Origin of the sequence: Agromyces albus (assembly GCF_004134825.1) — a bacterium.
Lineage (GTDB): Bacteria > Actinomycetota > Actinomycetes > Actinomycetales > Microbacteriaceae > Agromyces > Agromyces albus.
Map to the genome: position 1 here is coordinate 20,761 of NZ_SDPN01000033.1, position 26,537 is coordinate 47,297.

The 26,537-nt window shown below is 65.8% G+C and carries 24 protein-coding genes and 1 pseudogene; 10 read left to right on the forward strand and 15 right to left on the reverse strand.

Translation table 11 applies throughout. The annotated features are described in order from the left end of the window. The first annotated feature begins 93 nt into the window (after window positions 1–93). From ESP51_RS15045 to ESP51_RS15080, 8 genes are all read left to right on the forward strand, one after another. Window positions 94–819, forward strand: a complete 726-nt coding sequence (locus ESP51_RS15045) for an IclR family transcriptional regulator (RefSeq protein ID WP_164990542.1) — start codon at window positions 94–96, stop codon at window positions 817–819. A 217-nt stretch (window positions 820–1,036) separates the two neighbouring features. Then, window positions 1,037–1,939: an acetoacetate decarboxylase family protein gene (locus ESP51_RS15050; RefSeq protein WP_129521713.1), complete on the forward strand. Its 903-nt coding sequence runs from the start codon at window positions 1,037–1,039 to the stop codon at window positions 1,937–1,939. Window positions 1,940–2,009: 70 nt separating this feature from the next. Beyond that, a complete protein-coding gene (locus tag ESP51_RS15055) occupies window positions 2,010–2,978 on the forward strand; it encodes a PDR/VanB family oxidoreductase (RefSeq protein WP_129521714.1) in 969 nt (322 codons plus the stop codon). A gap of 27 nt (window positions 2,979–3,005) precedes the next feature. Next, window positions 3,006–3,575 carry a cupin domain-containing protein gene (locus tag ESP51_RS15060; RefSeq protein WP_129521715.1) on the forward strand — a complete coding sequence of 190 codons (570 nt, stop codon included), beginning with the start codon at window positions 3,006–3,008 and terminating at the stop codon, window positions 3,573–3,575. Continuing rightward, the gene (locus tag ESP51_RS15065; RefSeq protein ID WP_129521716.1) at window positions 3,572–4,330 is read left to right on the forward strand and encodes an SDR family NAD(P)-dependent oxidoreductase; all 759 of its coding nucleotides are present in this window, start codon (window positions 3,572–3,574) and stop codon (window positions 4,328–4,330) included. Before ESP51_RS15060 ends, ESP51_RS15065 begins: the two co-directional genes overlap by 4 nt. A gap of 136 nt (window positions 4,331–4,466) precedes the next feature. Continuing rightward, window positions 4,467–4,892, forward strand: a complete 426-nt coding sequence (locus ESP51_RS15070; protein ID WP_129521717.1) for a nuclear transport factor 2 family protein — start codon at window positions 4,467–4,469, stop codon at window positions 4,890–4,892. A gap of 652 nt (window positions 4,893–5,544) precedes the next feature. Beyond that, window positions 5,545–7,014 (forward strand): MFS transporter, encoded by a 1,470-nt coding sequence (locus ESP51_RS15075; RefSeq protein ID WP_129521718.1) that lies wholly within the window; start codon window positions 5,545–5,547, stop codon window positions 7,012–7,014. A gap of 90 nt (window positions 7,015–7,104) precedes the next feature. After that, window positions 7,105–7,881 (forward strand): SDR family NAD(P)-dependent oxidoreductase, encoded by a 777-nt coding sequence (locus tag ESP51_RS15080; RefSeq protein ID WP_129521719.1) that lies wholly within the window; start codon window positions 7,105–7,107, stop codon window positions 7,879–7,881. A gap of 580 nt (window positions 7,882–8,461) precedes the next feature. Here ESP51_RS15080 and ESP51_RS15085 read toward each other — a convergent pair. The 13 genes from ESP51_RS15085 to ESP51_RS15145 all read right to left on the reverse strand — a co-directional run bounded on the left by ESP51_RS15085 (window position 8,462) and on the right by ESP51_RS15145 (window position 23,197). Beyond that, entirely contained in the window at window positions 8,462–9,016 is a 555-nt protein-coding gene (locus tag ESP51_RS15085; protein ID WP_129521720.1) for a hypothetical protein, read from the reverse strand. Window positions 9,017–9,024: 8 nt separating this feature from the next. Continuing rightward, entirely contained in the window at window positions 9,025–9,477 is a 453-nt protein-coding gene (locus ESP51_RS15090; RefSeq protein ID WP_129521721.1) for a single-stranded DNA-binding protein, read from the reverse strand. Between the two features lie 90 nt (window positions 9,478–9,567). After that, the gene (locus tag ESP51_RS15095; RefSeq protein WP_129521722.1) at window positions 9,568–11,379 is read right to left on the reverse strand and encodes a type IV secretory system conjugative DNA transfer family protein; all 1,812 of its coding nucleotides are present in this window, start codon (window positions 11,377–11,379) and stop codon (window positions 9,568–9,570) included. A 33-nt stretch (window positions 11,380–11,412) separates the two neighbouring features. Continuing rightward, the gene (gene dprA, locus ESP51_RS15100) at window positions 11,413–12,408 is read right to left on the reverse strand and encodes a DNA-processing protein DprA (RefSeq protein ID WP_129521723.1); all 996 of its coding nucleotides are present in this window, start codon (window positions 12,406–12,408) and stop codon (window positions 11,413–11,415) included. A 48-nt stretch (window positions 12,409–12,456) separates the two neighbouring features. Further along, a complete protein-coding gene (locus ESP51_RS15105; RefSeq protein ID WP_129521724.1) occupies window positions 12,457–13,950 on the reverse strand; it encodes an ATP-binding protein in 1,494 nt (497 codons plus the stop codon). Next, window positions 13,947–14,387 carry a hypothetical protein gene (locus ESP51_RS15110; protein WP_129521725.1) on the reverse strand — a complete coding sequence of 147 codons (441 nt, stop codon included), beginning with the start codon at window positions 14,385–14,387 and terminating at the stop codon, window positions 13,947–13,949. The genes ESP51_RS15105 and ESP51_RS15110 overlap by 4 nt, the downstream gene beginning before the upstream one ends. A gap of 156 nt (window positions 14,388–14,543) precedes the next feature. Then, window positions 14,544–16,325 (reverse strand): amidase, encoded by a 1,782-nt coding sequence (locus tag ESP51_RS15115; protein ID WP_129521726.1) that lies wholly within the window; start codon window positions 16,323–16,325, stop codon window positions 14,544–14,546. After that, a complete protein-coding gene (locus ESP51_RS15120; protein WP_129521727.1) occupies window positions 16,322–17,356 on the reverse strand; it encodes an agmatine deiminase family protein in 1,035 nt (344 codons plus the stop codon). The genes ESP51_RS15115 and ESP51_RS15120 overlap by 4 nt, the downstream gene beginning before the upstream one ends. A gap of 111 nt (window positions 17,357–17,467) precedes the next feature. After that, window positions 17,468–19,123: an amidohydrolase gene (locus tag ESP51_RS15125; RefSeq protein WP_129521728.1), complete on the reverse strand. Its 1,656-nt coding sequence runs from the start codon at window positions 19,121–19,123 to the stop codon at window positions 17,468–17,470. A 5-nt stretch (window positions 19,124–19,128) separates the two neighbouring features. Further along, window positions 19,129–20,541 (reverse strand): APC family permease, encoded by a 1,413-nt coding sequence (locus ESP51_RS15130; protein ID WP_164990543.1) that lies wholly within the window; start codon window positions 20,539–20,541, stop codon window positions 19,129–19,131. Between the two features lie 81 nt (window positions 20,542–20,622). Next, window positions 20,623–21,774 carry an NAD(P)/FAD-dependent oxidoreductase gene (locus ESP51_RS15135; protein WP_129521730.1) on the reverse strand — a complete coding sequence of 384 codons (1,152 nt, stop codon included), beginning with the start codon at window positions 21,772–21,774 and terminating at the stop codon, window positions 20,623–20,625. A gap of 2 nt (window positions 21,775–21,776) precedes the next feature. Next, the gene (locus ESP51_RS15140) at window positions 21,777–21,974 is read right to left on the reverse strand and encodes a ferredoxin (RefSeq protein WP_129521731.1); all 198 of its coding nucleotides are present in this window, start codon (window positions 21,972–21,974) and stop codon (window positions 21,777–21,779) included. Between the two features lie 20 nt (window positions 21,975–21,994). Beyond that, the gene (locus ESP51_RS15145) at window positions 21,995–23,197 is read right to left on the reverse strand and encodes a cytochrome P450 (RefSeq protein WP_164990544.1); all 1,203 of its coding nucleotides are present in this window, start codon (window positions 23,195–23,197) and stop codon (window positions 21,995–21,997) included. Window positions 23,198–23,351: 154 nt separating this feature from the next. Between ESP51_RS15145 and ESP51_RS21270 the strand changes: the two are divergent. Then, a pseudogene (locus tag ESP51_RS21270) lies at window positions 23,352–23,504 on the forward strand (TetR family transcriptional regulator); the annotation flags it as partial. Window positions 23,505–23,576: 72 nt separating this feature from the next. After that, window positions 23,577–23,963 (forward strand): TetR family transcriptional regulator C-terminal domain-containing protein, encoded by a 387-nt coding sequence (locus ESP51_RS21105; protein ID WP_241843191.1) that lies wholly within the window; start codon window positions 23,577–23,579, stop codon window positions 23,961–23,963. Window positions 23,964–24,388: 425 nt separating this feature from the next. Here the strand turns inward: ESP51_RS21105 and ESP51_RS15155 are convergent, their stop codons facing one another. Both ESP51_RS15155 and ESP51_RS15160 read right to left on the reverse strand, forming a co-directional pair. Then, window positions 24,389–24,664 (reverse strand): hypothetical protein, encoded by a 276-nt coding sequence (locus ESP51_RS15155; protein WP_129521734.1) that lies wholly within the window; start codon window positions 24,662–24,664, stop codon window positions 24,389–24,391. A 103-nt stretch (window positions 24,665–24,767) separates the two neighbouring features. Next, window positions 24,768–26,231 (reverse strand): SCO6880 family protein, encoded by a 1,464-nt coding sequence (locus ESP51_RS15160; RefSeq protein WP_129521735.1) that lies wholly within the window; start codon window positions 26,229–26,231, stop codon window positions 24,768–24,770. Window positions 26,232–26,537: the final 306 nt, after the last annotated feature.

Consider the following 26,537-nt stretch of genomic DNA (forward strand, 5'->3'; position numbering starts at 1 on the left):
CTTGTTGGATGCCGTACCTTCAGATAATGCAAGTTAGTTCGGTTATCTGCCGAAATGATAAGGCACTACGCACGACTGTCAAGGGGAGAGATCATGGTCACGACCATTCAGTCCGTCGAACGCGCAGCGAGGATTCTCCTGCTCGTTGCGGACCATCCGAGAGTGCAGGCCACAGAGATCGCCGAGCGGCTAGGTCTGTCTGCGCCCACGACGCATCACCTACTCAGCACGCTCGTGCAAGAGCGCCTTCTGCAGAAGGACTCCAATCGGCGTTACGACTTGGGCGACGCGAGCGAACGAATCGCCGACGCCGTGACACGCCAACTCCGCCCGCCTGCCGAGCTGCGAGCTGCACTGTCCGAACTTGCGCGGCGAACCGGCGAGTCCTGCTATCTCACCGCGTGGCGGGGTGACCGTATCCGAGTGATCGCCGTCGTAGAGGGCGAGCATGCCGTGCGAGTCTCCGGCCTCGAGGTCGGCTACTCCGACGACATTCACGCGCGCGTCGGCGCACGGGTTATGCTCGCCCACGCCGATCCCGAGCTGCGCGATTGGGCACTTTCCGGCTATGAGTTCCGCCCACTGACTCCCAACACGGTGCGAAATCGAGATGAGCTCGACGCCGAGCTGGAGCGGATCCGCGCGTCGGGAATCGCGCACGACGAGGAAGAACTTCGCGTAGGTGTGCACTCGGCGAGCGTCCCCGTCTGGCTGGGCGGCCGCGTGCGAGCAGCGCTATCGCTGACAGCGCCAGTTGACAGGTTCCGCCTCAACGAGGACAACTATGTCGCTGCGCTGCGGGAATGCGCAACGCGCTAGACCTTCGAGCTTCAGGCCACATGAGGGCCGGTCGGCGAGTTGCCTGCCGAACCGCCCGCGACGTAATCGCGCTTGACAACGACTACAACCCCCATTACGTTACGAATCACTGTTCGTGCGAATGGCCATTCGTGTGTTTCGCGCTGGGAGTGCCCACCCTTGGGTGGCATGAAATTTCAGACCAACGTCGTTCAACGCACCCAGTGAGGGGAGCATCATGTCAATTGCCGATCGGGTGGATTACGGGGCAAACCAGAACCCTGCGGGGGTGTCGAACGTCCTGGGTGCGCGGCCAGGAACATCGGCGATGCACGGTTACGAGGAGCCCCAGCACGGTGACATGACGCGTGTGCAGTTCACGTTCGAAACGACTCACACCGCGCTACAGAAGCTCATTGCCCCGCCGCCCCTGGAGGTGGATCGTGAGGCGCCCGCGCTCTGCACGATCATGGCATTCACGTCTCCGAACTTCCGCGGACGAGACGGCAGGTTGGCTCCGTACACGGGATTCTCGTTCTGGGCGTCTGTCGATCACAGGGGCACGAAGGCGCAGGCTGGATGGGAGTTCGTTGACGGTGCCGGTCCAGCACACGACAAGACGATCCCGGAGATGCTGATCTTCTCGGGGCAGGTCTACGGCATGTTGAAGAAGTTCGGGGACATCCGGTTCTACCAGAACGGGCTGGAAGTGGCCGGCGACCTCTCATCGGTCGAAGAGGGGGACGAGATTCTGATCACGGTCGACCGAAAGAATCGACGCATAGCAAGTCTAGGAGTCCGAGTCGCGGCGCCGGTTGGCCGCGCGGTCGCACAAGACGAGCCCACGCCGCGTCTCGGGGCGGTACCGGTACTTGCCGTGCGCGAGATCCCAACCGTGGACTACAAGGGCTATGTCGACCGCAGCATCGTCTCCAGCGACGTCAACGCAAACAAGGCGCAGCTGCCAAAGAAGGAGTTTGCTGCGCAGCCGCTTCACCTCAAGTTCTGGCCCAGCGAATCGGAATCCCTCGACCAGCTCGAGGTGGGCGAGTTCATCGCCGCCAGCGTCGTCGTCGCAGACTCGCCCCACGAGACGATCAGCAGCATGTTCGTCGTGGAGCGACTTCCTCTCACCGTCTAGAGCTTCCGCCGGTTAATCAGGCGCAAGCACATGCCTCCGCCGACTACGACACCTGAAGAAAGTCTGTCTTATGGAAGAAGCCTTCGAAACCGAGTTCGAGAGATTCGAAGTTACCCGCGTTGAGGCAATCGCAGATCGTGTGAAGTCTCTTCGTTTCGAACCACTCGATCGCCGGCCTGTAGCTTCGTGGACCCCGGGGGCGCACCTCGATTTCCGGCTGAGCTCAGGCTTGGTGCGGCAGTATTCGTTGTGCAGTGATCCAGCTGATGACCAGGGGTATACCGTCGGCGTGCTTCTCGATCCAGCTAGTCAGGGCGGTTCCGCCGCGATGCACCAACTCGCAGAAGGCGACACCGTCGAAGTTCGAGGGCCAAGGAATAACTTCGAACTCGTTCCGGCCCCGCAGTATGTCTTCTTCGCCGGCGGAATCGGTATCACGCCGATTCTGCCAATGGTTCGGCGTGCCGCTGAATTGCTCGTTCCATGGCGTCTGGTCTACGGAGCGCGAAACCGCGAGGCAATGGCATTCCGGAACGAGTTGCGGTCCGTTCAGGGCGGGGCGCTGAGGCTTGTGCCGGAGGACACCGAGGGCCGGACGGACTTTGGTTACGAGCTCTCCCTCATCGAACCCGGCACGGTTATCTATGCGTGCGGCCCCGCACCAATGTTGGACGCACTGGCAGCTGCATGTTCCACTCTCGGGCTTGACTCTCAGCTCCACGTCGAGCGGTTCAAAGGTTCGGGCGAAGTACACGCTCACCAGCCGGCAGACGGAGCCTTCGAAGTCGAGCTCGCCCGAACCGGAGAAGTGGTGCGGGTGACGGCCAGTCAAACAATCATCGACGCGATACTTCCGGTCCGTCCTGATCAGCCCTATTCCTGCCTCGAGGGGTACTGCGGAACCTGCGAGACGAAAGTGCTCGCCGGTGTGCCGGACCATCGAGACGAATATCTTTCCGACGACCAACGAGAAGCGAACGACACCATGATGCTCTGCGTAAGCCGCGCCAACAGCCGACGCGTCGTTCTCGACCTGTAACAACCATTCAACGAAGAAAGGATCAACATGACAACCGACACTCCCTCGGCCGCACGGCCCTCCATCCAACCCTTCACCTACGCCGACGCACCGGAGCTTCTCGAATCCGGAGTCATGGAGTTCAAGGACGTTCCGGAGGCGTCCATCGTCAATGCGAAGGACGACAGCCTCGGAGTGGGTCTCGTCTCGCGAGTGCTGTTCCGCGACACGCCACTCGAAGGATCTGACCGAACCGACGGGCTCAGCCTCGTACACGCGTGGCTCGCGCCTCACTACCAGCTCCCGCCGCACAGCCACGACGGCGATTGCCTGTACTACATCGCGTCGGGCACGCTGATCCTGGGCAAGCGCACTCTAGGTGCCGGCGACGGATTCTTCGTGCCGAAGGACTCGCCCTATCGCTACACGGCCGGCCCCGACGGAGTCGAGGTCATCGAATTCCGCACCTCCATCAAATTCGACTACAAGTTTGCGGACAGCAACGATGCTCGTTGGAAGGACCGCTACTCGTACGCCACGAATCATCGAGAGGAATGGATCGCAGCCCGAGACGAGTTCCTGAAAGACAAAGCCCCGGAAACGGACGTGGCCCGATGAGCCGCGCTGTAGTCGTTGGCGGGGCCTCGGGAATTGGCTTCGCCACTGCCCAGGCACTGCACGACGACGGATTTCGTGTCACGATCGCAGACGTCAATTTGGAAGCAGCGCAGGCAGCCGCAGCACAGATCGGCGGCGACACCTCCGCGATTCCAATGGATGTCACCGACGAAGCGTCCGTCGCCGCTGGGTTCGCCGGGATCGACGACCTGACCTCCGTGGTCAGTTGTCCGGGCCTGACCTTCGTGGGCGCCATCACCGAGCTCTCTTTCGCCGCGTGGCAGAAGACCGTGGATGTTTGCCTCACCGGAACCTTCTTGGTTCTCAAACACGCCGGGCTGGCGATCGCCGAGGGCGGAAGCATCACCGTGATCTCGTCCCTCAATGCACGTCAGCCGGGAACTGGGATGGGTGCATACTGTGCTTCTAAGGCGGGAGCCACGATGCTCGTCGAAGTGGCTGCTCTAGAGTCGGCAGCGCGTCGAGTCCGCGTCAACGCGATCCAGCCAGGAAGAGTCGAGACCCCGATGACCGCGGGTTCGGACATGGTGCCAGGACTAATCGACCAGTTCACGGAGAACACGCCGCTCGGTCGCTCCGGCCAACCGAAGGAGATTGCCGACGTCGCAGCCTTCCTCGCCTCCGACAAGGCGACTTGGATCACCGGCGCAACCTTCGACATCAACGGTGGCGCTCACCTCCAGAAGTACCCCGACATGCTGGAACTCACGCGGCCCTTTGCCACCCAGCCATAAGTCGTGGCGCACCTGCGATGAGGTGGTCTTTCCCTGCGGGCCTGAGGGTGGCCTTCGATCGTTGTGTGCGCATGCCCAAAGGTGATCGCCGTCACCGATTCGATGAAATCAAACAATCTTGATGTGAGGAAAGACAATGACTGAAACCAAGGGCGTGGATGCGAAATCTCGCGAGCTCGCGTTGCACTTCTACGATTACTTCTGCACCTTCGATCCCGCGGTTTACGAGCACCTGGTGGAACCGGACGCTTACTACAAGGTGGGTCATGAAGAGTATTTCGGACACGAAGGCTTCGCCACAGTGGCCAAGGTTGCGAAGTTCTTATACCCCAACGGGTTGGAACCCGAGATCACGGACATCATCGTCGAGGGCTACAAGGTAGCCCTCAAAGTGACGACCCGAGCTGTCACCAACGCAGGCTTGGACTACGAGAACTTCTACGCCGTCCACTTCCGCTTCTCCGAGGCCGGCCGGGTAGCTGAGCTCAACGAGTTCCCCGACACGGCTTACGCCCTGCAGAAGTTCTCCCAGGAAGGCATCGAGGAGTTGTTCGCTAGCTGATCCAGCTCAGGACGACCCAACGATGGGGTGCGGCGGGGGCGGCATCGGGTCGCTCTCGGTGACACGAGTAGTGCTGCGTCGCACCCCATCGGATCCAAGCGGACCGGACCACGGACGATGACAGTCGAGATCTAGCGCCCCATCGCGGGTGCTGGACATGAAGGGAACATAGATGTTCGCACTTGATGGAAAGATCGCACCGCACTAGCCCTGCCTACCTTGCCGTCTATCTCTCGTCGGACGAAGCGGACTGGGTCATAGGTCAGACCATCGGCGTCAACGGCGGCAGTCTAATCATCTGACCCAACCTCGCCAGGCAGCCCAACGAAACCCGTTTGAGGCCCATTGCCGCAACAGAACGTGCAATCAAAACCCCAGCCGATGCCGAGATGCCCAAGGATTGGCGGTCGCCGTGACGTACCCGCTACACGTGCCAGGGGCCTGACCTCAACCGCGTGACAACCCCTAAGTGCCCGGTTCTTCATCGGTCACGAAACCAATCGAGCTTCGGAAAGTACACGACTAACCACCGAGGTCCGGTCGAACTTCATCGCCGAAGAGCAGATCCGGACCAGCTCGCAGTCACCGATGACCGTGAGAAACATGTGACGCACGCGTGATTCGCTTGCGCTGCAACGATGAAAGGCTTCTAATGACCAATGAGCAACAGCCCGGAAGTACCGCCGAGATTCGCCGGTCAAGACCCCAACTGTTGATAGCTACGCTGGCGCTTGCCGTCATGCTGAGCGCATTCGAAAGCTCCATGGTGTACGTCGCGCTTCCGTCGTTACTGGGAGTCTTCAACGTCGGTGCCGACCAGATCGCCTGGACGGTGACGGCGTACTTACTCGTGTCCGCGTCCTCGGCCGCTCTCGGCGGTCGGCTGGGAGACCTGTACGGACGTCGACGCGTGCTGATTATCGTATGCGTGCTCGCGGGCTTGGGTTCGATTGTCAGTGTCATCGGGGGAGGCCTCTTCATGCTCATCCTGGGGCGCGCCATTCAGGGCACGGCAGGGGCCGTGTTCGGCTTGGCCTTCGGACTCGCCCGTGAGCACCTCCCATCGAATCGTGTTCCGGTCGCCGTCTCCACGATCGGCGGGTCCGCCCTCCTTGCTGGAGCCGCCGGTGGCCTTGTCGCCGGTGCAATGCTGCAAGGGTTCGGCTGGCACTCGATCTTCTACTTCTCAGCGGCTTTCGCGATCTTCACGGTCGTTGTCAGCCTCATCGTCCTGCCTCGAGACACCGGAACGCGCACGAAGGTTCAGCTTGACCTCGTCGGCGCCGTCCTGATGCCTGTAGCTGTCAGCGCGATCCTGCTCGCGGTCTCACTGGTCCAGTCTGTGGGAGCTGCGAGCATCACTTTCATCGGCCTTCTCCTCTTCGCGGTGGCGGCGCTGGTCGGATGGGTAGCTTGGGAGCTGAGGGTGAAGCATCCCATCGTGAACATCCGACTGTTCCGCCACCGATCCGTCGCTGTCCCGATGAGTTCCGCCTTCCTCGTCGCGCTCGGCCCGGCAGGTGGTGCGGCGATCGTGCTCCAGATCATTCAGCAGTACCCCACGACGGCGGAGGGCGGACTAGGACTCAGCCCAGCCGTCGCTGGTGGCCTTGGCGCGGTGGCGGCCTTCATCGCCTTCGGGTTGAGCCCGGCAGGCGGAATCATCGCGCGTAAGTATGGAGCCCGCAGCGTTTACATCCTTGCCGCCTCATTGATGACATTTCCGCTCCTTCTCGTCATGTTCTTTCTCGGTAGCTTCTGGATAACGATGGTGGCTGTTCTTCTCGTGACAATCGGAAACGCCCTCGGCGTCGGAGCAATCGCGAACGTCCTCTTCGATTCAGTCTCCGCCGCTAACTCAAGCGAGATCACCGGCACGAGCACCACGGTGACGAGTATCGGACTATCCGCGGCGACCGCGATAGCAGGCGTGGTACTTGCCTTCTACGCCGCGCCTACCACCGGGCTCATCTCCGGTACGGGATTCGTTGTCGCACTGGGATATATGACTCTGATCGGCGTGCTGAGCGTAATTCTGGCCGCTTTCATTCCGAAACGCAGTATTTCCGAACACCCGATCGAAGGCTTTGAGCTGGTAACAAATCTGCCAGGCACGGCTTGAACCTGGGGACGGTTTCCGGATCAAGGGCGATCTGGGCCGACTTAACCGTCAGAGGAAGTGCCCCTTGCGGGCGCGAATCGAAAGGAACTGATGTCGTACACACACCCCGGATCTCTCGCAGACAAGGTCGTGATTGTCACAGGAACCGCACGAGGAGTCGGGCGAGGCATCGCCCGTACCCTTGCACGCAATGGTGCTCGACTGCTTATCACCGACATACTTGCCGATGAACTCGCGACCTTGCGCGACGAGCTCGCGGCTCAAGGAGCGGAGGTGCGCAGCGTTGTTGCCGACCTACGGAACTCCGCTGCGGCTGAAGAGATCGTAGAAGCCGCTCATCGACATTTCGGAGGTCTCCACGGACTGGTCAACAATGCGATGGCAATCAAACCGCCATCCCCCTTCGCCTCGCAGACAGCGGACGACTTCGATCTAGCGATCAGCACAGGGCCTCGTGCGACATTCTTGCTCATGAAAGCGGCGCACCCTCACCTCGTGGCGGCAGGTGGGGGCTCGATAGTCAATTTCGGGTCTGGAGCGGGTGCCGCCGGAGAACCCGGCTTCGCCGCCTATGGTGCGGCGAAGGAGTCCATTCGCGGGCTGTCCCGCGTGGCGGCTCTCGAGTGGGGTGCCGATAAGATTCGGGTCAACGTGGTCCTTCCGTTCGCTCGAACGGAAGGGACGGACTTCTGGGAGAAGAGTGACCCGGAAGCCTTCAAAGCGGTGGTGGATGCTGTTCCGCTCAGACGAATCGGGGACAGCGAGAAGGATGTAGGAGCGCTCGTGTCTTTCCTTCTGGGCGATGATTCCACGTACATCACAGCGCAGTCCGTCTTTGTCGCGGGCGGATCCGGTGTCTCCAGGTGACAGTGATTAACTCGTAAGCCCCGGAGTCGGTGCCGCGTTGTCCCAGTGGAGGAGCGCGGACCCCCGATTCAGAACGGATGCAATGGAGGCATCCGATAGAAGGGACCTGCAGCCGGTCTGGGATCCACGGCAGGAGCACTTGGCTCGATGACCGTAACGGCGGCGAGCTGCCGGGATTCGACACCTCCCGCCCCGTTGCGGACATCACCGATGACGTTCACGAGGGTGAGAACTGGGTCACCGTTTGTGTCGCAAGTTCACTCAACAACGGTCTCCCTGCGCGGAGCTACTACGACCGAGTTCTCGACGTCGCGGGGATGCTCGCGGGGGACCCGAGTCTTACGCAGCGGACAGAGGTCGATGATCACGGACTGCTCGGGCCGGTGCGGGTCCTGCGCGAGGTGAACGCGGCGAGCCCAGCTCTGCTCGATCGGTAGGCCGTGAACCCTTCGGCCTGACGTGTTAGCTAGATGAACGGCCATCGGCGTCCACGCCGCGGGAATGGCCGACCGAGAGCCCGCTGGCAATGACAAGGAGCTCAGACAATCTCCGACGTCGCAGCAGCTCCGATGTCAGGATGTCAGGACCGACGGAACTCGGCTTCCGCTGCGTGCCGACTGGCAACGTCGTCGATGACGAATCGTACGAAGTCCTCATCTCGGTCGGTGATCACGACGTCCTCGACGGTGTCGGTGGGCGGCTCGCCTGGCCAGGCGGTTTGCCGTGTCGGGCGGTCGCGGTCGAGCCGGGTACCCGACGTGGCGACCCAGTCGTGGAGGCGTTGGCGGGCGTCGGCGAAGTCGCGGTGCCATCCGAATGGTGCGGAGCCGTGTTGGTCGGGGTCGTAGGCGCAGAGCCAGTGCAAGTGGAGTGCGGAGAGTTCCCAGACGAGTTCAGGGTGGCGGTGCCAGAACGGCGGAATGACAGACGCCGGGAGTCCATAGGTCCGTCGGAGCCAGTTGACCCACCGGTTGAGCTCCACCCATTCCGTCTCGGCTTCTTCGGCGGTGAGTAGGTTCCAGTTGATCGGATGTGGCGGTTCCGAGGTCAGCGGCCCGTCAAGGTCATCAAGCGAGCCATCGTCGAGCGGGGAATCCTGCGTGGCGGCCCACCAGCGGCTCGAGGCATCCGGCATCGTGGCACTCAAATCCCGAGCACGGTGGAGTCGTCTCGAACCTGCGCCGGCGCGACGACTTGCCGCGGGCCTGGGGCATCCTGTTCGATCCCGCCGCCCGATCGGCGGTTGCGCTCGACGTCGTAGTTGGTGCGGGCGAGGTCGTGGCCGATCTTCTTCGCGACGAACTCCTCCCGTTCGATGATCGCGCCGTCGCGTTCGACTTGGAAGGTACGGACGTAGCCTTCGGCAATGAAGCTGTCGCCCTTCGCGAACCGTGTGAGTGCGCGATCGGCGGTCGCGCGGTAAGCGACAAGGTCGTGGAACGTCGGCGCGAGCTCGGAGAAGCTACCGTCGTCTTCGCGGCGGAAGTGCGGCTGGCCGACGCGGACATAGAAGCGGGTGTCGCCGTTCTCAGTGACCGACTGCTGCGGCTCCGAGGCGATGAAGCCGGAGAGTGACTGCTGGGTGTGAAGTGCCATGGGACTGTCCTCCAGAGATCTGTGGATCGTTCGATCCGCTCATCTGGGAGGTGCGCCGCAGGTTCCACGTCGGTGGTGCCGCCGACGCTGTTACGCCCCTGGAGTGACGGGCGCTTCGTAGTCGTCGTCGCGCGTCGGTTCGCGCAGCCGTGCTTCGATCTCTGCGCGATGCCGGCGTAGCTCCGGGGCATCCGCTCGCCTGGTCCAGAGACGCAACTGCGCGATGACTGGCGAGGCGGCGCGGAGCAGGATCAGGCCGGTGCCGAAGGGCAGGGTGCGGATCGTGTCGGGTGGCATGATGGCGACGCGACGGATCGAGCGCTGGGACGAGCGTGAACCGCGATCGCCGATTGTCGTCGAGTCAGTCGTTTCGTCGCGGTCGCCGATGAGGGACGAGAGGTCCTGGAGATCTCGCGAATTGGATGCTCCGCCGAGCACGATCTTCACGATGGAGGAGTCCCATATGGCGTTGGCTGCGTTGTCACTCCACTTCGTGCGTGCCTGTGCGAGCGATTGGAGAACGGGCATGGTCGTGATGCCGGTGCCGCCGCCTTCGGCCATGAGGTTGGGGAGCGAGGGGAGGGGCGCGAGATTGCCGATCTCATCGAGCGCGAGGAGTAGCGGCGGGTCGAGGCGCGCGCCGGCGCTGCGCGCGGCGATACGTCGGGCCGTCTCGACGAGGTCTTCGACGAAGGCTGACACGAGAGCGGCCGAGTTGTTCGAGCCGGCGCCGGTCGCGAGCAAGTAGAGGGTGCCGTTGTCTCGCAGGAACACATCAGGATTGAACCCTTCGCCCTCGCTCGGGGAGACGGCGTCCAGTACGCGCGGGTCGGCGAGGGCTCCCAGTGAGAGCGAGACGCCCTGCCAGATGGAATCCCGCGTTCGCGGGTCGGCCTCGAGCATGGCCTGGAGGGAGTCGCCCCAGCCCGTGGCAGCGGTTGGGGTGCTGAGCAGGATGGAGACGGCGTCGTGGGCGGCAGCCGGGTCCAGGGTCCAGCGGAAGAGTTCGGATGGCGGACGGCGATCGAGCGCTGCGGCGTGCAGGAGCGACTGGAGAGCGCTGCGGGTCTTGGCTTCCCAGAATCCACCACCGTCGACACCGCCGGAGGTAAGCCCGGTGCCGGCGGCGAGGCCGGTGGCGCGGATCATCGCAGTCAGCGGATCCTCGCAACCGCGGATGGGTGACCAGCGAAGACCCGCGGGCACGCCGGCGGCGAGCTGCTGGGGGTCGAAGACAGCAACGGGGCCAATCCGCTGGCGGGCGCGCAGTGTGGCGGTCAGGTTGTCGGGTCGTGTCGACGTGGTGACGACTGGGCCGGGCGCGTCGAGGATGGCGTTGATCACGATATGCGCGCCCTTGCCCGAGCGCGGCGGGCCGATGACCAGCATCGAGTCTTCGACGCTGGCCCAAACGCTGATACCGCGGGAGCGGCCGAGGAGATAGCCGACATCGGTCGGGCGGGCATCCGTCGTGGAGGGGCGCAGGTGGGCGGCGCGTTTCATCAGTGCTGTGCGGGATGCCGCCCGCGTGACATCGGAGCGGGTGGCGATCCCAGCGATGTGGCGCGGGTCCGTCTTCGTGGTGCGACTGGTGTCGCGGAGCATCCGCCACACCCAGACGACCGCCACGGCGGCTGCGCCGATCAAGATCGCCGCTGTGATCCAAAACGCGACCGGATGAAGGCCAGGTGCGTCGAGCGCGGCGGATGGATCGCCCGGGTTCAGGAGCACCGCGAGCCCCGCTTCCGGTCCGCCGGCAGGCTGGGAGGTGCCGGTCGCCCACGCGGCGGCCGCGCCAGCGGCGCGGAGCAGCATCGCGAGAATCACTGCGCCGATCAGGAGGGCGATGCCGAGGTTGGCGAGCTCATCGCCGATGGTGCCTTGCGCTCGTGTCGTGCTCATCGATCCCACCGCATCACGCATAGCCGAGACTGTTCAGAGCACCAGGTCGGCGCGGCTGTGCGTGAAGTGTCTGGTGGTCGAGTAGGCGAAGGTGCGGTCGCCGGAGAAGCCGGCGGTGGAGTCGAGCAGGTCGGAGATGTCCTGCGCGTCGGTGACGAGGCTAGCGACTCCCTCCTGGATGAGTCGGTGACAGCCGGCGCTCGCCGGGCTAGTTACAGGGCCGGGGACAGCGCCGACCGGTCGGCCGAGCGAGTGTGCCTGTCCGGCGATGTTAAGCGACCCCGATCGGTGACCGGCCTCGACGACGACCGTCGCCCCGGCAAGTGCAGCCAGGATTCGGTTGCGTTGCTGGAAACGCCAACGGGTGGGGGATGCACCTGGCGGGAGCTCGCTCACGACCAGGCCGCCGGTCTCGACGATCCGTTCGAACAGCTGTTCATTGCCGGCCGGGTAAAGACGGTCGAGACCGCTCGCGAGGACCGCGATCGTCGAACCTGGCTGCGAGCTGGTGGCGGCACGGTGGGCGGCCCCATCGATGCCGTACGCGCCCCCCGAACAGATCAGTCGGTGCTGGGACGCGAGATCGGATGCCAGTTCTCTGGTGATGTGCTCGCCGTACCCGGTTGCGGCGCGAGATCCGACGATCGCTACCCTGCTCGAGAGCGGTGACGCGAGCCGGTGGCCGTTGCCCTTGAGCCAGAGCGCGAGCGGGGCGCTCGCGCCGAGCTGCTGCAGTTCGCCGGGCCAGTCGACGTCTTCCGGAGTCAGCAGCCGCAGGTCATGCCGCTCCATGTCCGCGCGGATCCGGTCGACTTGACCCGGGTTGATCCTCGGCGCGAGGCGTCGCCGCCAGAGTTCGCCCTCCGCAGGGTCAACGCCGTTCGGTAGCCGATCTCCGCTCGTGATGAGTTCGACCGTCTCCGCGGCACCGAGCCGTGCGACGAGGGTCCCGGTGATAATGTCGCTCGGCTCGGATAGCGCCGCGAGCGTCATCCTCGCGTCGCGCTGCCGGTCCCCGCTATCGGTCATCGAATGCCTCCTCGATTTGCTTGGAAAGTGCACAGCCGGCACCTTCCGCTACGGCGTGCCGGTCATCCGCGCCGTCGTGTCGAATGCGGCGAGCTCGTCGGGGTGCAACTGGTGCTGCACGACGAAGCTGCGGTCTTTGACCCGCCACAGCCCCTGCCCGAGCCCGAGCGCCGGCAGCAGCTTCTGTTCGGTGCCGGAGAGCCCGAGCGCGGTCGCGGTGGAACCGAGCTGGTCGGGCTCCTGCCGGTACACAATCCGGGTTTCAGCGTTCGCGAGCAGGGATGACGCGAGCGCACGCATCGCGGACCCGGAATCGCCGACGTTGTCGAGGTCGCTCAGCTTGTGGAACACGAGCATGTTCGCGATCCCGAAGTGTCTGGCGAGCCGCCACTGCGCGTCCATGCGGCGCAGCAGTGCCGGGTAGGCCATCAGCCGCCACGCTTCGTCGTAGATCACCCAACGCTGCCCGCCGGCGGGGTCGGCGAGCGCGGACTCCATCCACGCCGACGAGCAGGTCATCAGCACCGAGATCAGGGTCGAGTTCTCCGCGACACGGGACAGGTCGAGCGACACCATCGGCAGCGATGGATCGAATCGCACGGTGGATGGCCCGTCGAAGAGTCCGGCGAGATCGCCGGCCACGAGCCGCCTGAGTGCGTGCCCGACGAGCCGGCCGTCTTCGGCGAGCCGCCGGTCGGGGTCGTCTTCGGAATTCGGTGCCAGGATGCGGTCGACGACCATCGGCAGGATCGGGACCTCGGCGCTTCGAACTGCGTCAGCGAGGGCGAGGTCGATCGCGGTGTGCTCGAGCGGTGTCAGGATGCGGTCGAGGACCGTTTCGGCAAGGGCGCCGATCAGCTCACGCCGGCGTGCCGCGAGCTGCGCGGCCCATTCGGCATCCGATGCGGATGCGGCGCGATGGCCTTCATCGAGCGGGTTCAGTCGGTTCCGGAGCCCATGGCCGAGGATGATCGCCTTCCCGCCCACGGCTTCGGCGACCGGGGTGTGCTCGCCCTTCGGGTCCCCGGGCACGTACACCCGCCGCCCGAACGGCAGCGACCGCGTGTAGAGCGACTTCGCGAGCGACGACTTGCCGGACCCGACGATGCCGGCGAGCACGATGTTCGGCGCGGTGATCATGCCGTGCTGGTACAGCACCCACGGGTCGTAGACGAACGAGCCGCCGGAGTACAGGTCCTGCCCGACGAACACCCCGGCCGATCCGAGGCCGGCCTCGGCGAGGAACGGGTAGTGCCCAGCGAGTACCGCGGACGTGTCCTGGTGCTTGGGCAGCTTGAGCCGGCCGGGCATCCGAAGCTGGCTGGAACCGGCCTCGCCACCCGCGGGGAGATAGGCCGCCGAGCGCGCCTCTGCCCGCTCGGCAAGCCATCGAGCGCGTTGCTCGCGCGACCTCGCCTTGCGGGCGGCGGCCTCGATCTGCCCTGCCGAACGCTTCCGCGCGCGACGATCGCTGCCGCGCTCGTGATGCGGTTCGACCAGCGCCGCGGTGTGCAGGCGCTCCTGCGTGTCAGCGTCGCTCATCGCGTCACGGAATGCGTGGCGAGATCTGCGCGGAGATCGTGTGCAGAGAACCACTGGTCGGGGTGCTCGGCCATCGCCCGCTCGCCCGCCGTCGCAGGCCGCTCGAGCGCGACGGCGAGTGTTGGTTCGAGGTCGGGCTCGTAGCTGCGCAGCAGCGAAACGTAGCCGAATTGCGCACTGTATGTCAGCGCGTATCGCCCACCGTCATCGTGGATCGTGCGGTCGGTGCTGCCGGCTGGTATCGCGTCATACACGTACCCGTTCTCGAGCGCAGCTTCGGTCGTCTCGTCACCGAAGTCCCACCGCTGCAGGTACTCGATCGCCGCTCTCAGCCCGGCGCGGTCGATCATCTCGAGTATGGCGTCGGCCTCCTCGCCCTGGAGGAATACAACACTGATCCACCGGGAGTCGGGCACGTGTTGTACAAAGGTGGTCATGACGAGCTCCAATCAGGATGCTTCGTCCTAAAGGTGCACGAGCCGCGTCACCGTGGAGCCGCGCTGGTGCGGTCGGCTGAGTGATCCACATCGATGCAGGAAGATCGACTCGGCCTCCACCGAGGCATTCGTCGTCGACCCGTGGTCGCCGCAATCTCAATCACGCGCCGGGTGCCGTCGACCTGGTCTAGGGGCTGGGGCGACCGCGCTGCTTCGGCGGTGACGCCGCACTCCTTCGGGATGGTCGGTGGGTAGGGTGCGCGGCGGCGCTATGCGACGGGGGCGCAGAGCTTCGAACGCGCAGGCGAGCCGCAGGAGCGCGGCGTCATCGTAGGAGCGGCCGGCGATGGTGAGGCCCACCGGCATCCGAGTGTCGGCCATCGTTCCCAGTGGCACGGTCACGGTCGGGATGCCGAGGTGGCGGATCGCGAGGTTGCCGTTAGCGATCCACGTGCCGTTGCGCCAGCCGAGGGACGCCGAGTCCGGGTTCACGTCCATGTCGGCCGGGCCGACGTCGGCCACTGCGGGGAAGACGACCGCAGCGAGGCAGAGTGCGTCCATCCACTCCTCGAGGTCGACACGTCGCGTGCGTTCGAGACCCTGCAGACCCTCGGCGAGTTCAGGCATGTCGTCGAGCGTGGCATCTCGATGCCGCCGGACCCAGTCGGGGTATTCGGCGATGTCGTCGTCGAAGCCGGTGTAGCGGTCGGGTAGCGCGCCAGACGGGGCGGGGAAGATTCGCTCGCCGTCGACTGCGGCGAGCGAGGCGAGGGCGGGATCACCGTTGGCGGCGAGGAAGTCCTCCCATGCCCATGCGGAGAGGTCGACGATCTCACGCCGCAGGTATGCCAGTGAGACGTACCCGCGCGTCGCGATGGTCGGCGCACCCGCGCGGTCTCCCTCATAGTTCGTGATCACCGGAAAGTCGATCTCTACGACGGTCGCGCCGGCGGCCTCGAGGTCAGCGCGAGCCGTGCGCCACAGCTCGAGGATCGATGCGCGCGTCTCGATGCGCTCCCCGGTGGGGCCGCCGATGCCGGTCCCGGTCCCGGCATCCGGATCGGCACCGATGTACATCCGAGGAATGCCGATGCGGGTGCCGTCGAGGGACGCCCCGCGTGCAAGCGCCGGGTACGACGCCGGTCGCACAGCGGATGCTGCCGGTATCACCACCCAGGGCTGCACTCGCCAGAAGTCGCCGCGGCTGTCAGGGTCGTCGGCGACGATGACGTCGAGCACCTCGAGCAGGTCCGCCATGGTGCGGGTGTGCGGCACGACGACGTCCATGGTCGGCACAAGTGGCCAGTTGCCGCGGACCGAGATGACCCCGCGCGAGGGCGTGTACGCGCAGAGCGCGTTGTTCGACGCCGGTCCGCGGCCGCTCGACCACGTCTCCTCGGCGAGCCCGAACGCGGCGAAGCTCGCGGTCGTGGCGGTGCCCGAGCCGTTCGAGGAGCCCGATGCAAACGGGGCGGTCAGATAGTCGGCGTTGTACGGACTCTCGGCGCGTCCGTATAGGCCGCGCTGCATGCCGCCGTTGGCCATCGGGGGCATGTTCGTCAGGCCTAGACAGATCGCTCCGGCATCCCGCAGCCGCTCGATCGTGAACGCGTCCCGCTGGGCGACGAGGTCCGCGAACGCGGGAGACCCGGCGGCGGCGGTGAGACCGCGCACGAGGTAGCTGTCCTTCGCGGTGTACGGGATGCCGTCGAGCGGCCCCAGTGTCTCTCCTCGCATGCGCCGCCCGTCGGACGCGGCGGCTTCATCGCGCGCGGCCGGATTGTGCACGATCACCGCGTTCAGAGCGGTCGGAGTGTCGGGTGCGTCGTATGCGGCGATGCGTGCGAGGTAGGTGTCGACGAGTTCCACGGCCGTCGTCGTGCCGGCTTCCAGCGCTGAACGCAGGTCGGCGATCGTCGCTTCGGTGACGTCGATCACGGGACCACCGTCGGCTGCTGCTGCGTGATGCAGTGGATGCCGCCGCCGCGAGAGAACAGCGGTCGGGCGTCGACGGTCACGACCTCACGTTCCGGGTACGCCTCAGCGAGGATTCGACGCGCCGTAGCGTCCGCCCGCGCCTCGCCGAAGCCGCACGCGATGACGCCGCCGTTGACGACGAGGTGGTTGACGTAGCTCCAGTCGACCGGGCCGTGGGCGTCGGTGAGCGTCGCCGGCGCGGGAAGGTCGATGATCTCGAACGTGCGCCCGGCGGCATCTGTTTGTGCCGCCAGCTCTGCGCGCAGCTGCGCTGTGACGGCGTGGTCGGGGTGCGAGGCGTCGCGTTGGTCGTGGAGCAGGACTCGGCCGGGTGAAGGGATCGCCGCGACGATGTCGACGTGTCCGTTTGTACCCATGTCGTCGTAGTCTCGAGTCAGGCCGCGGCTCAACCACACCGCGCGCGTCGCGCCCAGGGTGCGTGACATCTCCGCCTCAACGCGGGTCCGGTCGGCGAATGGGTTGCGCCGCGGGTCGAGTTGCACAGACTCGGTGAGTAGGACGGTGCCCTCGCCATCGACGTGAATGCCGCCGCCCTCGTTCACCAGCACCGACGACACCAGTTCGGCACCAACATGCTCCGCGATGAGGCGGGCATGCGCCGCCGAGTCCTGCCACCGGGCCCAGTCAGGAGCCCCCCAGCCGTTAAAGATCCAGTCGACTGCGCCGAGCACGCCCGGACGCGCGTCATCGACGACGAACGTCGGTCCGTGATCGCGCATCCAGAACTCGTCGACGGGGGCCTCTAACAGGGTTACATCGCCCGGGAGCGAGCGTCGGGCGCGCTCGACCTCGCTGGGGTCCACAACCATGGTTACCGGCTCGAACCGGGCTACGGCGGCGGCGACCGCCGTCCAGGTCACGTACCCCTCTTCGCGTTCGGCGGCGGTCTCGCCCAGCGTCAGACCCTCGCGCGGAAACGCGATCCACGTGCGATCGTGCGGGTGGGTTTCGCTTGGCATCCGCCAGCTCATGGCGTTCTCCTTCGTGGTTCAGTAGCTTGCTACTCGAGGGGCGCTGCATGACCGCGTTTATGAACAGTTGCTCTGCCGCCGCGACAATTGCAGCTCCGGTGGATGGTCTAGTCATGCCGCGGATGGGTGTTCGTCTGCGGCCCACACTCGCTTCCCGCCAACGAAGGTACTCACGGGGGCAATCGTGTGGAGATCGAGCGGTGCCGTGGCGAACGGGTCGCGGTCAAGGATAGTGAGGTCGGCGAGCATTCCGGGGGCGATCGTGCCGGTGCGGTCCAGCCGGTTCACGTACGCCCCACCAGCGGTGTAAGCGGTCAGCGCTTGGGCGAGCGACAGCTTCTGTCGTTCGATGAATACCGGCGCGTCAGGCCCGGATCCGGGCGCGACGCGGTTGACCGCGACGTGGATGGCGTTGATCGGTGAGGGGTCGCTGACGGGCCAGTCGCTGCCGGCGGCGAGGCGCGCGTGCGCCCGCACGAGGTCGGCGAACGGGAATTGCTGATCCGCGCGTTCCGCGCCGATCAGCGGGATGCACAGGTGGTCCATCTGCTGTCCGTGCGCGGCCCAGAGCGCTTGGATGTTCGCGGTGACGTTCAGCGGCGCGAACCGGGCAATGTCAGCTGGGCGCACGGACTGGAGGTGCGCGATCTGGTGGCGGAACTGATCCGGCCGCGACGTCTTCTCGAGCGCGTCGAGCACCTCGGTGAGGGCGCGGTCGCCCATGGTGTGGAAGTGCATGTCGAAGCCGGCCGACTGCAGCGCGTGAACGACCTCGTTGAGAAGGTCCGGTGAGATGAGGGAACCGCCGGTGATTTCGGTGGGGAGTCCGGTCACGTCCAGGTACGGCGCGTGCATGGCGGCCGTGTGGTTCTCTGGGATGCCGTCTTGCATGATTTTCACCGTGTGAGCGGTGAACTTCCCGGTTGCCGCGTCTCTTCGCGCGGCCATCCCGGCGATCTGATCGACACCGAGCGCGGGTTCGTAGAACAGGGCACCGTTCACCCGAGCTGTGAGATGGCCCTCGGCCGCGGCGCGCTGGTACGCGTCGTAGACGTCGGCGATGTCGCCGAAGTTCCCGACCAGTGCGTCCTGCCAGGCCGTGACGCCGTGGGCGAGCAGTGTGCGCTGTGCGGCGATCAGCGCGGTATCGAGATCAGCAGGCGACGGTGTGGGTTTCACGCCGTCGAGGAGTGCCATCGCGGCTTCGTGCAGTACTCCGCTGGGGGCCCCGGACGGGTCGCGCTCGATGCGTCCCCCGACCGGATCGGGGGTGGCGGAGGTGATGCCGGCGCGGTCAAGGGCTGCGGTGTTGACCCATGCGGCATGCTCATCCCGTACGACCAGCGCAGCGGGGTGGTCGCCGCAGATGGCATCCAGTAGCTCTTTGCGGGGGCCGCCGTCGGGGAAGGCAGCGAAGGTCCATCCCGCCCCTGTCACCCACTCCCGGTCGGGGTGCGTGCGAGCGTACCGGGCGATTTCGTCGACGAACTGCTCCGCGGTGTCTAGGGCATGCAGTGTGCACTCCTGCATGTGGACGCCCGCCATGACCGGGTGCACGTGTGCATCCTGGAAGCCAGGTAGAAGAAGGCCGTCGCCACTATCGATCACGTCGCGGGCAGAAGTGGTGAGCTCCTCGATGGCGGCGGGTGCGTGTTCGACAGCAGTGATGACGTCCCCGGTGACTGCGACCGCGCCGGTCACCGGTACAGGAAGACCTGCCGTCCAGTAGGAGCCGGTGAAGACGATATCGACGCGCGACGCGGCCATGCGGCTCAGGCTCCTTCCACGGGCTCGACCTGCCGAGCTATGGTGTCAGGGGCGGTGGATCCGCGCGTCCGGCGCCGGACCGCGCTGCCGATGAACGCGGCGAGAAACACGACAGCGGGCGTGAGCACGACGACGGTGTTCAGGATGCCTCCGGTCCCGGTGAGTAACTCGATGTTCAGGATCATCATTGTCACCACCGCGGCCAGGAGCACCGCCGCGACTGCCGCGAGGACGCTGAACAGGACGCGTCGTGCCGTGGTGATACCCGCGCGGGGACGGGCGAAGAACACAGCAGCGGCGATGGATGCCAGTGCCATCAGTGAGATGAGTCCGAGTGCTCCCGGGCTGGAGAGCCAGACGGTCAGCTGCAGGTACGGGTCCAGTCCGAGCACCCCGAAGAACAGCACGAACGCGGCCGTGATGATGCCCTGCACGTTGCCGAAAGACGGGGAGCGGAACTTCGGGTGCACGCGCATCGCCGGCTTTGGAAGGATGCCGTCGGAGCCCATGGAGTGTCCGTAGCGGCTGACGGCGTTGAAGTACGCGATCCCGGAGGCAATTGAGCTGGTCACGAGCAGGGCTTGTGCGGTCAGGCCGGCCCACGGGCCGAGGTAGTAGTCACCGATGATGTAGATCAGCGCGGTCGGGTTCTCGCCGATCGCTGCGGCCAGGTCTGGGACGGTGAACGCCTGGGCGATAGCCCACGCAACGAAGCAGTAGAACACAGCGAGGAACACCAGCGAGATGATCGTGGCCCGCGGGATGGTCCGGGTCGGGTTCTTCGCTTCCGCCCGGTAGATGGTGGTCGATTCGATGCCGAAGTACGCGCCGAACCACACCAGTGCTGCGGCGGCCATCCCGGGAGTGAACACGTTGGCGGGCTCGAATGACGCGAAGCTGAGATATGCCGGGGCGGTGCGAGCCAGGACGGCGATGGCGATCACGACCAGAATGCCCACCTCCGCCACCAGGAGCAGCACCAGCACTTTCACGCCCACGTCGATGCCACGACGGCAGACGTACCAGATCAGCGCGGTGATGATCAGGCCGAGCACCCACCAGGGAATATCGACGCCGGTGGCGACCAGGATGAGGTTCTGTGTGGTGGCGCTGACGATCCCCATCCCGCCGATATTGATGGTGAGGTAGGCAGTGATCGCCAGCGAAGCCGCGGCGGTTCCGGCGGCCGGGCCGAGGCCTTCGCCGATGTAGGCGTAAAACGTGCCGGGTTTGGCGACGAAGCGAGTCATCGCGAGGATGCCGACGACGAACATGGCGAGCACGACCCCCGCGACCAGGAATCCGGCCGGGGCGCCGATGCCACCGACGAGGAACCCGATGGGCCCGTATCCGGCGATGAGGCTGAGCGGGGCGGCGGCAGCGACCACGATGAGGGCGATCCCGCCAGCGGTCAGCACCCCGGACTTGAGCGTGACGACGGGAGCGGGTGAGTCTTCTTGAGTCATGACGGGCTCGACAATCTGGTTCGGTGGTGATTGTTAGCGGACAGGAGTGGACGCAGCGCGCTGTTCCACGTGGGCCCGGGCGGCCATGAAGCCTTGCGGGTGATTGATGGCGACGGCGCCGACGAGTTCGCCGCCGATGAGGTAGCGGGCGAGCAGGCCGGGCTTCGGCCCGGTGCCGGGAACGACGTCGATGTCGGACACCTGCGGGTCGACGTGCCCAATGCCTTGCAGCAAGCTGCCGTGCTGCATCGACCAGAAGTACGGCGGCTCCAGGAACGGGGTGTGCGTGCCCGCGACGAGGTCGAACGCGATATGACGTCCGTGGGACCGGGCCGTGGTCCAGTGTGCGGATCGCATCAAGGATCCGTCGAATCCGATCCAGCTGACGCTGTCACCGGCAGCGTTCACACCGGGAGCGGACGTGCTCAGGCAAGCGTCGGTGCGGATAGTGTCGTCGTCGGCGAGGAGCTCGGTGTCGCCAAGCCACCCCGTGTCGGGGTGAGAGCCGATTCCCGCCACGACGAGATCGGCGTACAACGTCGTTCCGTCCGTGAGGTGAACAAGGGCGGGCTGGCGGGGCTGCACGTCGGCGACCGTCGCGCCGTGGATGAGTTTCACGCCGGCCTCGGCGTGCAGGCGCGTGAGGAAGTCCGACGCGGCCTCTCCCAGACGGTTTCGAAACAGGGCGTCTTCGCGGAACACAAACGTGGTCGGCACTTTAGCGCTCACCAGTGACGCGGCCAATTCTGCGCCGACGAAACCGCCGCCGATGACGACAGCCGAGCCAGCTGCGCTCACGGCCTGCCGCAGGCGACGGCTGTCGTCCAACGAGTGCAGTGCGTGGACCTCGTCGGAAACCCATTCGGGGCGGTGCGGACGTGATCCCGGAGCGAGCACCAGCTCGTCGTATGCGATGTCACCACCACTGGTGTGCAGCACCCGGGCGGCGGTGTTCAGACTGAGCGCGGCACCGAGGACCACGTCGATGCCGGCCTTGATTAGCTCGTCCGCGCCGCCGCTAACTGGCCCGGCACCACTCAGCGCTTTGGACAGCGGGGGCCGCTCGTAGGGAACGTCCGGATCCTTGTCCAGCACCGTGATCGTGCGTGCTTCGTCCAGCTGCCGAAGATGCTTGGCGCAGCTGAGGCCTGCGGCTCCTGCTCCGACGATGACTGTCCCGTTCATGGCTAGCCTTGCGCCCAGGCCAGCGCTTGTGCCGGGCAGATCGCGATCGCGGCGTCCACGGCTTCCACGTCGGCGGGATCCACGTCGACGGTTCGAAGGCGCACCAGCCCGTTGTCGTTCAGCTCGAACACGCTGGGCGCGGTGTTGGTGCAGATGCCGGCGCCGATGCAGGCGTGCGTGTCGGGGTTGAGTGTAGGCATGAGGTGTTCCTTCGGGTCTTTCAGGCGGGCACGGATGCCGCGGCGCGGTGCACTCGCAGCGGCAACTGCTGCTGCACAGACAGGTAGGGGGCGGCGGCGGCCGCCGCCGGGTCTTGGTGTTCGATGCGTTCCCAACGCTGGGAGGTTGCGAGGAGCAGTTCCTCCAGTTCCATGACGGCGAACATGCGGCCCATGCAGAAGTGACGGCCGACCCCCCAGTTCAGCGGCATCCGCTCCGAACGGCCGATGTCGAACTGGTCAGGGCTGGTGAAGACACGCTGGTCCCGGTGCGCCGCGCCGATCAGGGCGAAAACGTGGTCGCCGGCGTGCACCGGGACATTGTCGATGTGGGTGTCAACGGTCGCGACCCTGAAAATCCATGCGTCCCCCGGACGGTACCGAGCGGATTCGGTCACCGCAGACGACGCCAGCTCGGGGTGTTCCCGCAGCCGCTGCCACTGGTCGGGATTCGCCGCGAACGACCAGAACATCAGCGCAGCAAGGATCTGCGTCGTGTCAGTACTCGCAGCCAACAGCGTGACAAGAGCCGAGCGGATGTCGTTCGCGGTGACGTTTCCCGCGGCCTGTTGAGCCAGCAGATGGTCGATCACGTTGCTGTCCGGAGTGCCGGGCGTGTGAATGGCGATCAGATCGTCGACCCAGTTCGTCAGCTCGGTCCACGCAAGAGTGACATGCTCACCGAGCGTCGGGTCCATCTCGAACACCCGAACGGACTCCTCCGAGATCCGGCTGATGAAATCGCCGTGCGCGATGGGGTCCACGCCCAGCAGACGAGCAAACACCCCCGCCGGCACGTCGCGAATCAGTTGACCGACCAGCTCGACCTCTGCCGCGTCGCCGATATCGTCCAGCGCCGCCTCGATGTCAGCTCGCACGTCGGCACGCATCGCGGCCACCCGCGCGGGGGTGAAGAACGAGCCGATCGCTGCGCGCAATCGCGTATGGGCGGCCCCCTCGGCGTAGTTCACGCTGCTCTCCACGAGATCGCGGAAGGTCGCGTCGTCCACGCCCGAGTGATCGAAGAGCTCGAGAAGGCCAGTGCTGAAGTCAGTGTTCCGCAGAAGCGCCGAGCTCACGTCATAGCCGAGCACCTCTACCCCGCGCGCGGAGCGCACGACGTTAGTCTCGGGTGCCACCCGTTCCCACGGAAGCCAGGGCGTCTGCACCAGCTCATCGACAGTGAACGACTCGTTTGCAACCATCATCTTCCTCCTTGAAATATGACAGTGTCATACTAAAGCATGGTTAGGAGGCGCTAGACAAGAGTTGTAACGAGCGATTTACATCGGCGACACACGAGCAAATGCGTCGATCGACGCGCGACGAGAGGAACTGTGACCCCGGGTGCCCAAGATCGTGGACTATGAGGAGAGACGAAAGGAGCTCGGCACAGCACTGCTCGAAGTCCTCGCACGCGACGGCATCGAGGGCGTATCCGTACGGAGCGTCGCGGCCCAAGCCGGCTGGACTCGCGGGGTCATCGCTCACTACTTCTCTGACCGAGACGAACTGCTGCTCTACGCATATCGGCTTGCCCTACAGCGAGAGCACGCCATGGTTCGGAACCGCGACGGAGACCCGGTGGGCCGGCTCGTCGCGCTCCTCGTGCGCGCGCTCCCGATCGACGAAGCGAGCTCGCTCGACTACCGCATCTTCCTCGGCCTGCTCGGCCGCCTGGCCGATCGACCAGACCTCGCCGCATCATTGGCATCGGACCACGCCGCCTACGAGGCCAGAGTCCTCGACGCCGTCGGCTTCGCCATCGACTCCGGCGCCATCCGTACTGCGCTTTCCGCCGAAACGCTGGCAAACATGCTCTCCATCTACGTCGACGGACTTACCGTCGGCTGCGCCATCAACCCCCATCAGATCACCCAAGCGAACCTCGAAGCACAGATCACCGCCTTCCTCCGCACTGTCGCACGCACCGACACAACGCAGACCGAACCCTCGGACGCGCCGCATTAGCGCGTGAGGTCGAATATCTACGGTCACGAATACGGGACGCTGCCAGGTATCCGTCCCGCCCGGGAGATGTCGGAGAGGCAGAACCAAGCTCGGAGGACCACCAGAACTAGGTCCGTCGCGTCACGGCATTGGCGTATACCCAGACGAGCCGATCCTGCCGCGTCATCGGGTCTGGGTACTTCACGAGCACGGCGCCACGGGTCCAGGCCACAGCCTCGCCTTCCACCCTTCGTGGTTCCTCGTAGACGACCCGATACCGGACGGATGCGATAACGGGCACCGGTTCGGGGGCCTCGGCGCGGGCGCCGGTGTGTCGAACTTCTGCAGTCGTCAGGCTGACCGGATTCCCGAGCTTTTCCTGCTCGAGGCGGATCTCGTCGGCGCGTTGGTCAGCAGCGTCGGGGTACCTGCGGTTGCCGCCCACGTCAGGCGTAGGTCGCTTCGACGGTCCAGCCGTTCGGCGCGTGGCGCAAGTCGAAGACAAGAACCGTGCCGGCGTCGGTCCGTCCGGTGACCCGCCACCCAGGTGCCAGGATCACGTCTGCCGGTGGGTGAGAGATACCGCTGGGCCATTCGGGATTTCGCGGGAGCGAGGTCGGCTGGTCGATGACTCGGTAGCGCGTACCGTGATGGACGAGTCGCGCCGGAAGGTCAGTGCCGTCCAGCCAAACGGTGACGGGCTCACCGTGGGTTCTGAGCATGGGGCCTCCTCAGAGATTCGAAACTATGTTCGATGGTAGGCCTGGGCCGCGCGACACGCAATCTCGGGTCTGCGGCCATATAACGGTCGGACGTTCTCGCCGACTACACGCTCCGACAGAGCGGCAGTGCCGCCGCAGTGAACGCCTGCGCCTGCTGTCCGACGAGTCGCCTGACCTCGCACGACGCCTGAATAGCCGCTTGCTCGATCGCCGCGACTGCGGCATCCAAGTCGTCGATGGTCGGCGCGGTAACGCACACGAGCCCGGTCGTCCGCAGCACTCCATGGCCGGCCGTCAGATCGGCTTCCTGCTGCAGCACGTCGTCGTACTCGGCGGTGGCGGTGGCGTCCTCGATCTGCCCGATGCGGCGGCGTTGGTGGGCGTCGCTGATGAGCTCGGTCTTCTTCTTGCGTATGTCGCGCGCGGCCTGATCGGCCCGAACCGGCAGGTAGTACAGCGACACTGTCCGGAGCACCCCATTCGTGAAGACCACCGGTGAGAGGAAGCCGGGGAACACTTGCGATCTGGGCCATTCGCTGATCCAAAGCACGGCATGGAATGCGCTGTCGGAGCGAAGCCGGTCCCACGACTCGGCGACGGCGACCGGCCCAGCGGTTGCGAGGTCGCGCCCGATCACGCGATGCCGTTCGAGTTCGACGCCGACATCGGGGTCGTATGCGGTGCGGAGGACGCTCGCGAGTTGGTCCGCGGTGAGCCATCCGTCGACGACGAGGTCGGCAGCCCGGAGCGCTCCGGTGAGCGCTGTCATCTCCTGGCGGAGCACGGTTGCGGCACCGCGCATGCCGCCGCCCGATGTGCGGATCTGGCGAGCGGCGGCCCGCAGATCGAGGGCGAGGCTGATGGTAGTCGCGTGCCGCTCGCCGGCCGGCCCTGCGCGCTCGATGAGCTCGCGGTAGGTCGACGCGGCCCAGCTGTCGTCGTGGATGCCGTGCCGTTCCCACCATTCCGCGAGCCCGCTGCCGGAGTCGGGGAGAGTGCGTTCGGTGACCTGAAGGCGCGCGATGCGCCCGGAGCGGCAGGCGCCCGCGAGTACTCGACCCCAGCCAGTGACGCGCCGGTGTTGTTCGCCGGGGTCGAGAAGCGCGAACGCGGGGTGCGAGACCGCAACGATCGCGGTGAGGGTCTGGGCGTGCGGGTCGTGAATCATCACCGCACCGGACTCCGGGTCGTGCCATTCTCGCAGCGGCGCGGCGTCGCCGGGCAGGGCGAGGGTGCCGGCGGGGCGCGGGCGGATGATGCGGCGCCGATAGGTGAGCTGTCCGAGGGCGGTGCGCAACAGCCAGCGGCCGGTGATCGGCACCCATTCGACGATCTTGCGTCCGCCGATCGGGATGGCCGCGACGAGTGCGGCCGTGCCCCAGATCGGGGACGTCCACGCGATCCCGGACGCGCCCGTTGTGTAGAGCGCGCTGACGATGGTGAGCACACCGATCGAGAGCGCGACGAGCTGGGGGAGCGAGAGACCGAGCAGGACCCCTCGTCGGGTGAGCCTCGAGAACTGAACCGGGGCGAGCGTGTATCCGGGCCGCGTTGTGTCGGTGTCCATGGTCAAACATCCTTTCGTGCGCGAGCAACCGCTCCCGACGCGGCATCCGGCCACGGCGAAGGGGTCGGATGCCGCGTGGATCCGAGAACCGGTGGTGGCGCGGTCGAGGGAGCGGATGCCCCGCTGTCGCCAGCGGCGTCGACGTGTGTGTCGCTGATGCTCCCGACCGCGTTGCCGGCGCGGGGGCCGGCCTGCGCTGCGGCACCCGCGACGGCCGCACCGGCCGCGACACCTGTCCCAGCGGCCCCGGCTGCTGCACTCGCACCTGCCCCAGACGCCCCGGATCGTGCCGCCATGCCACCGGCC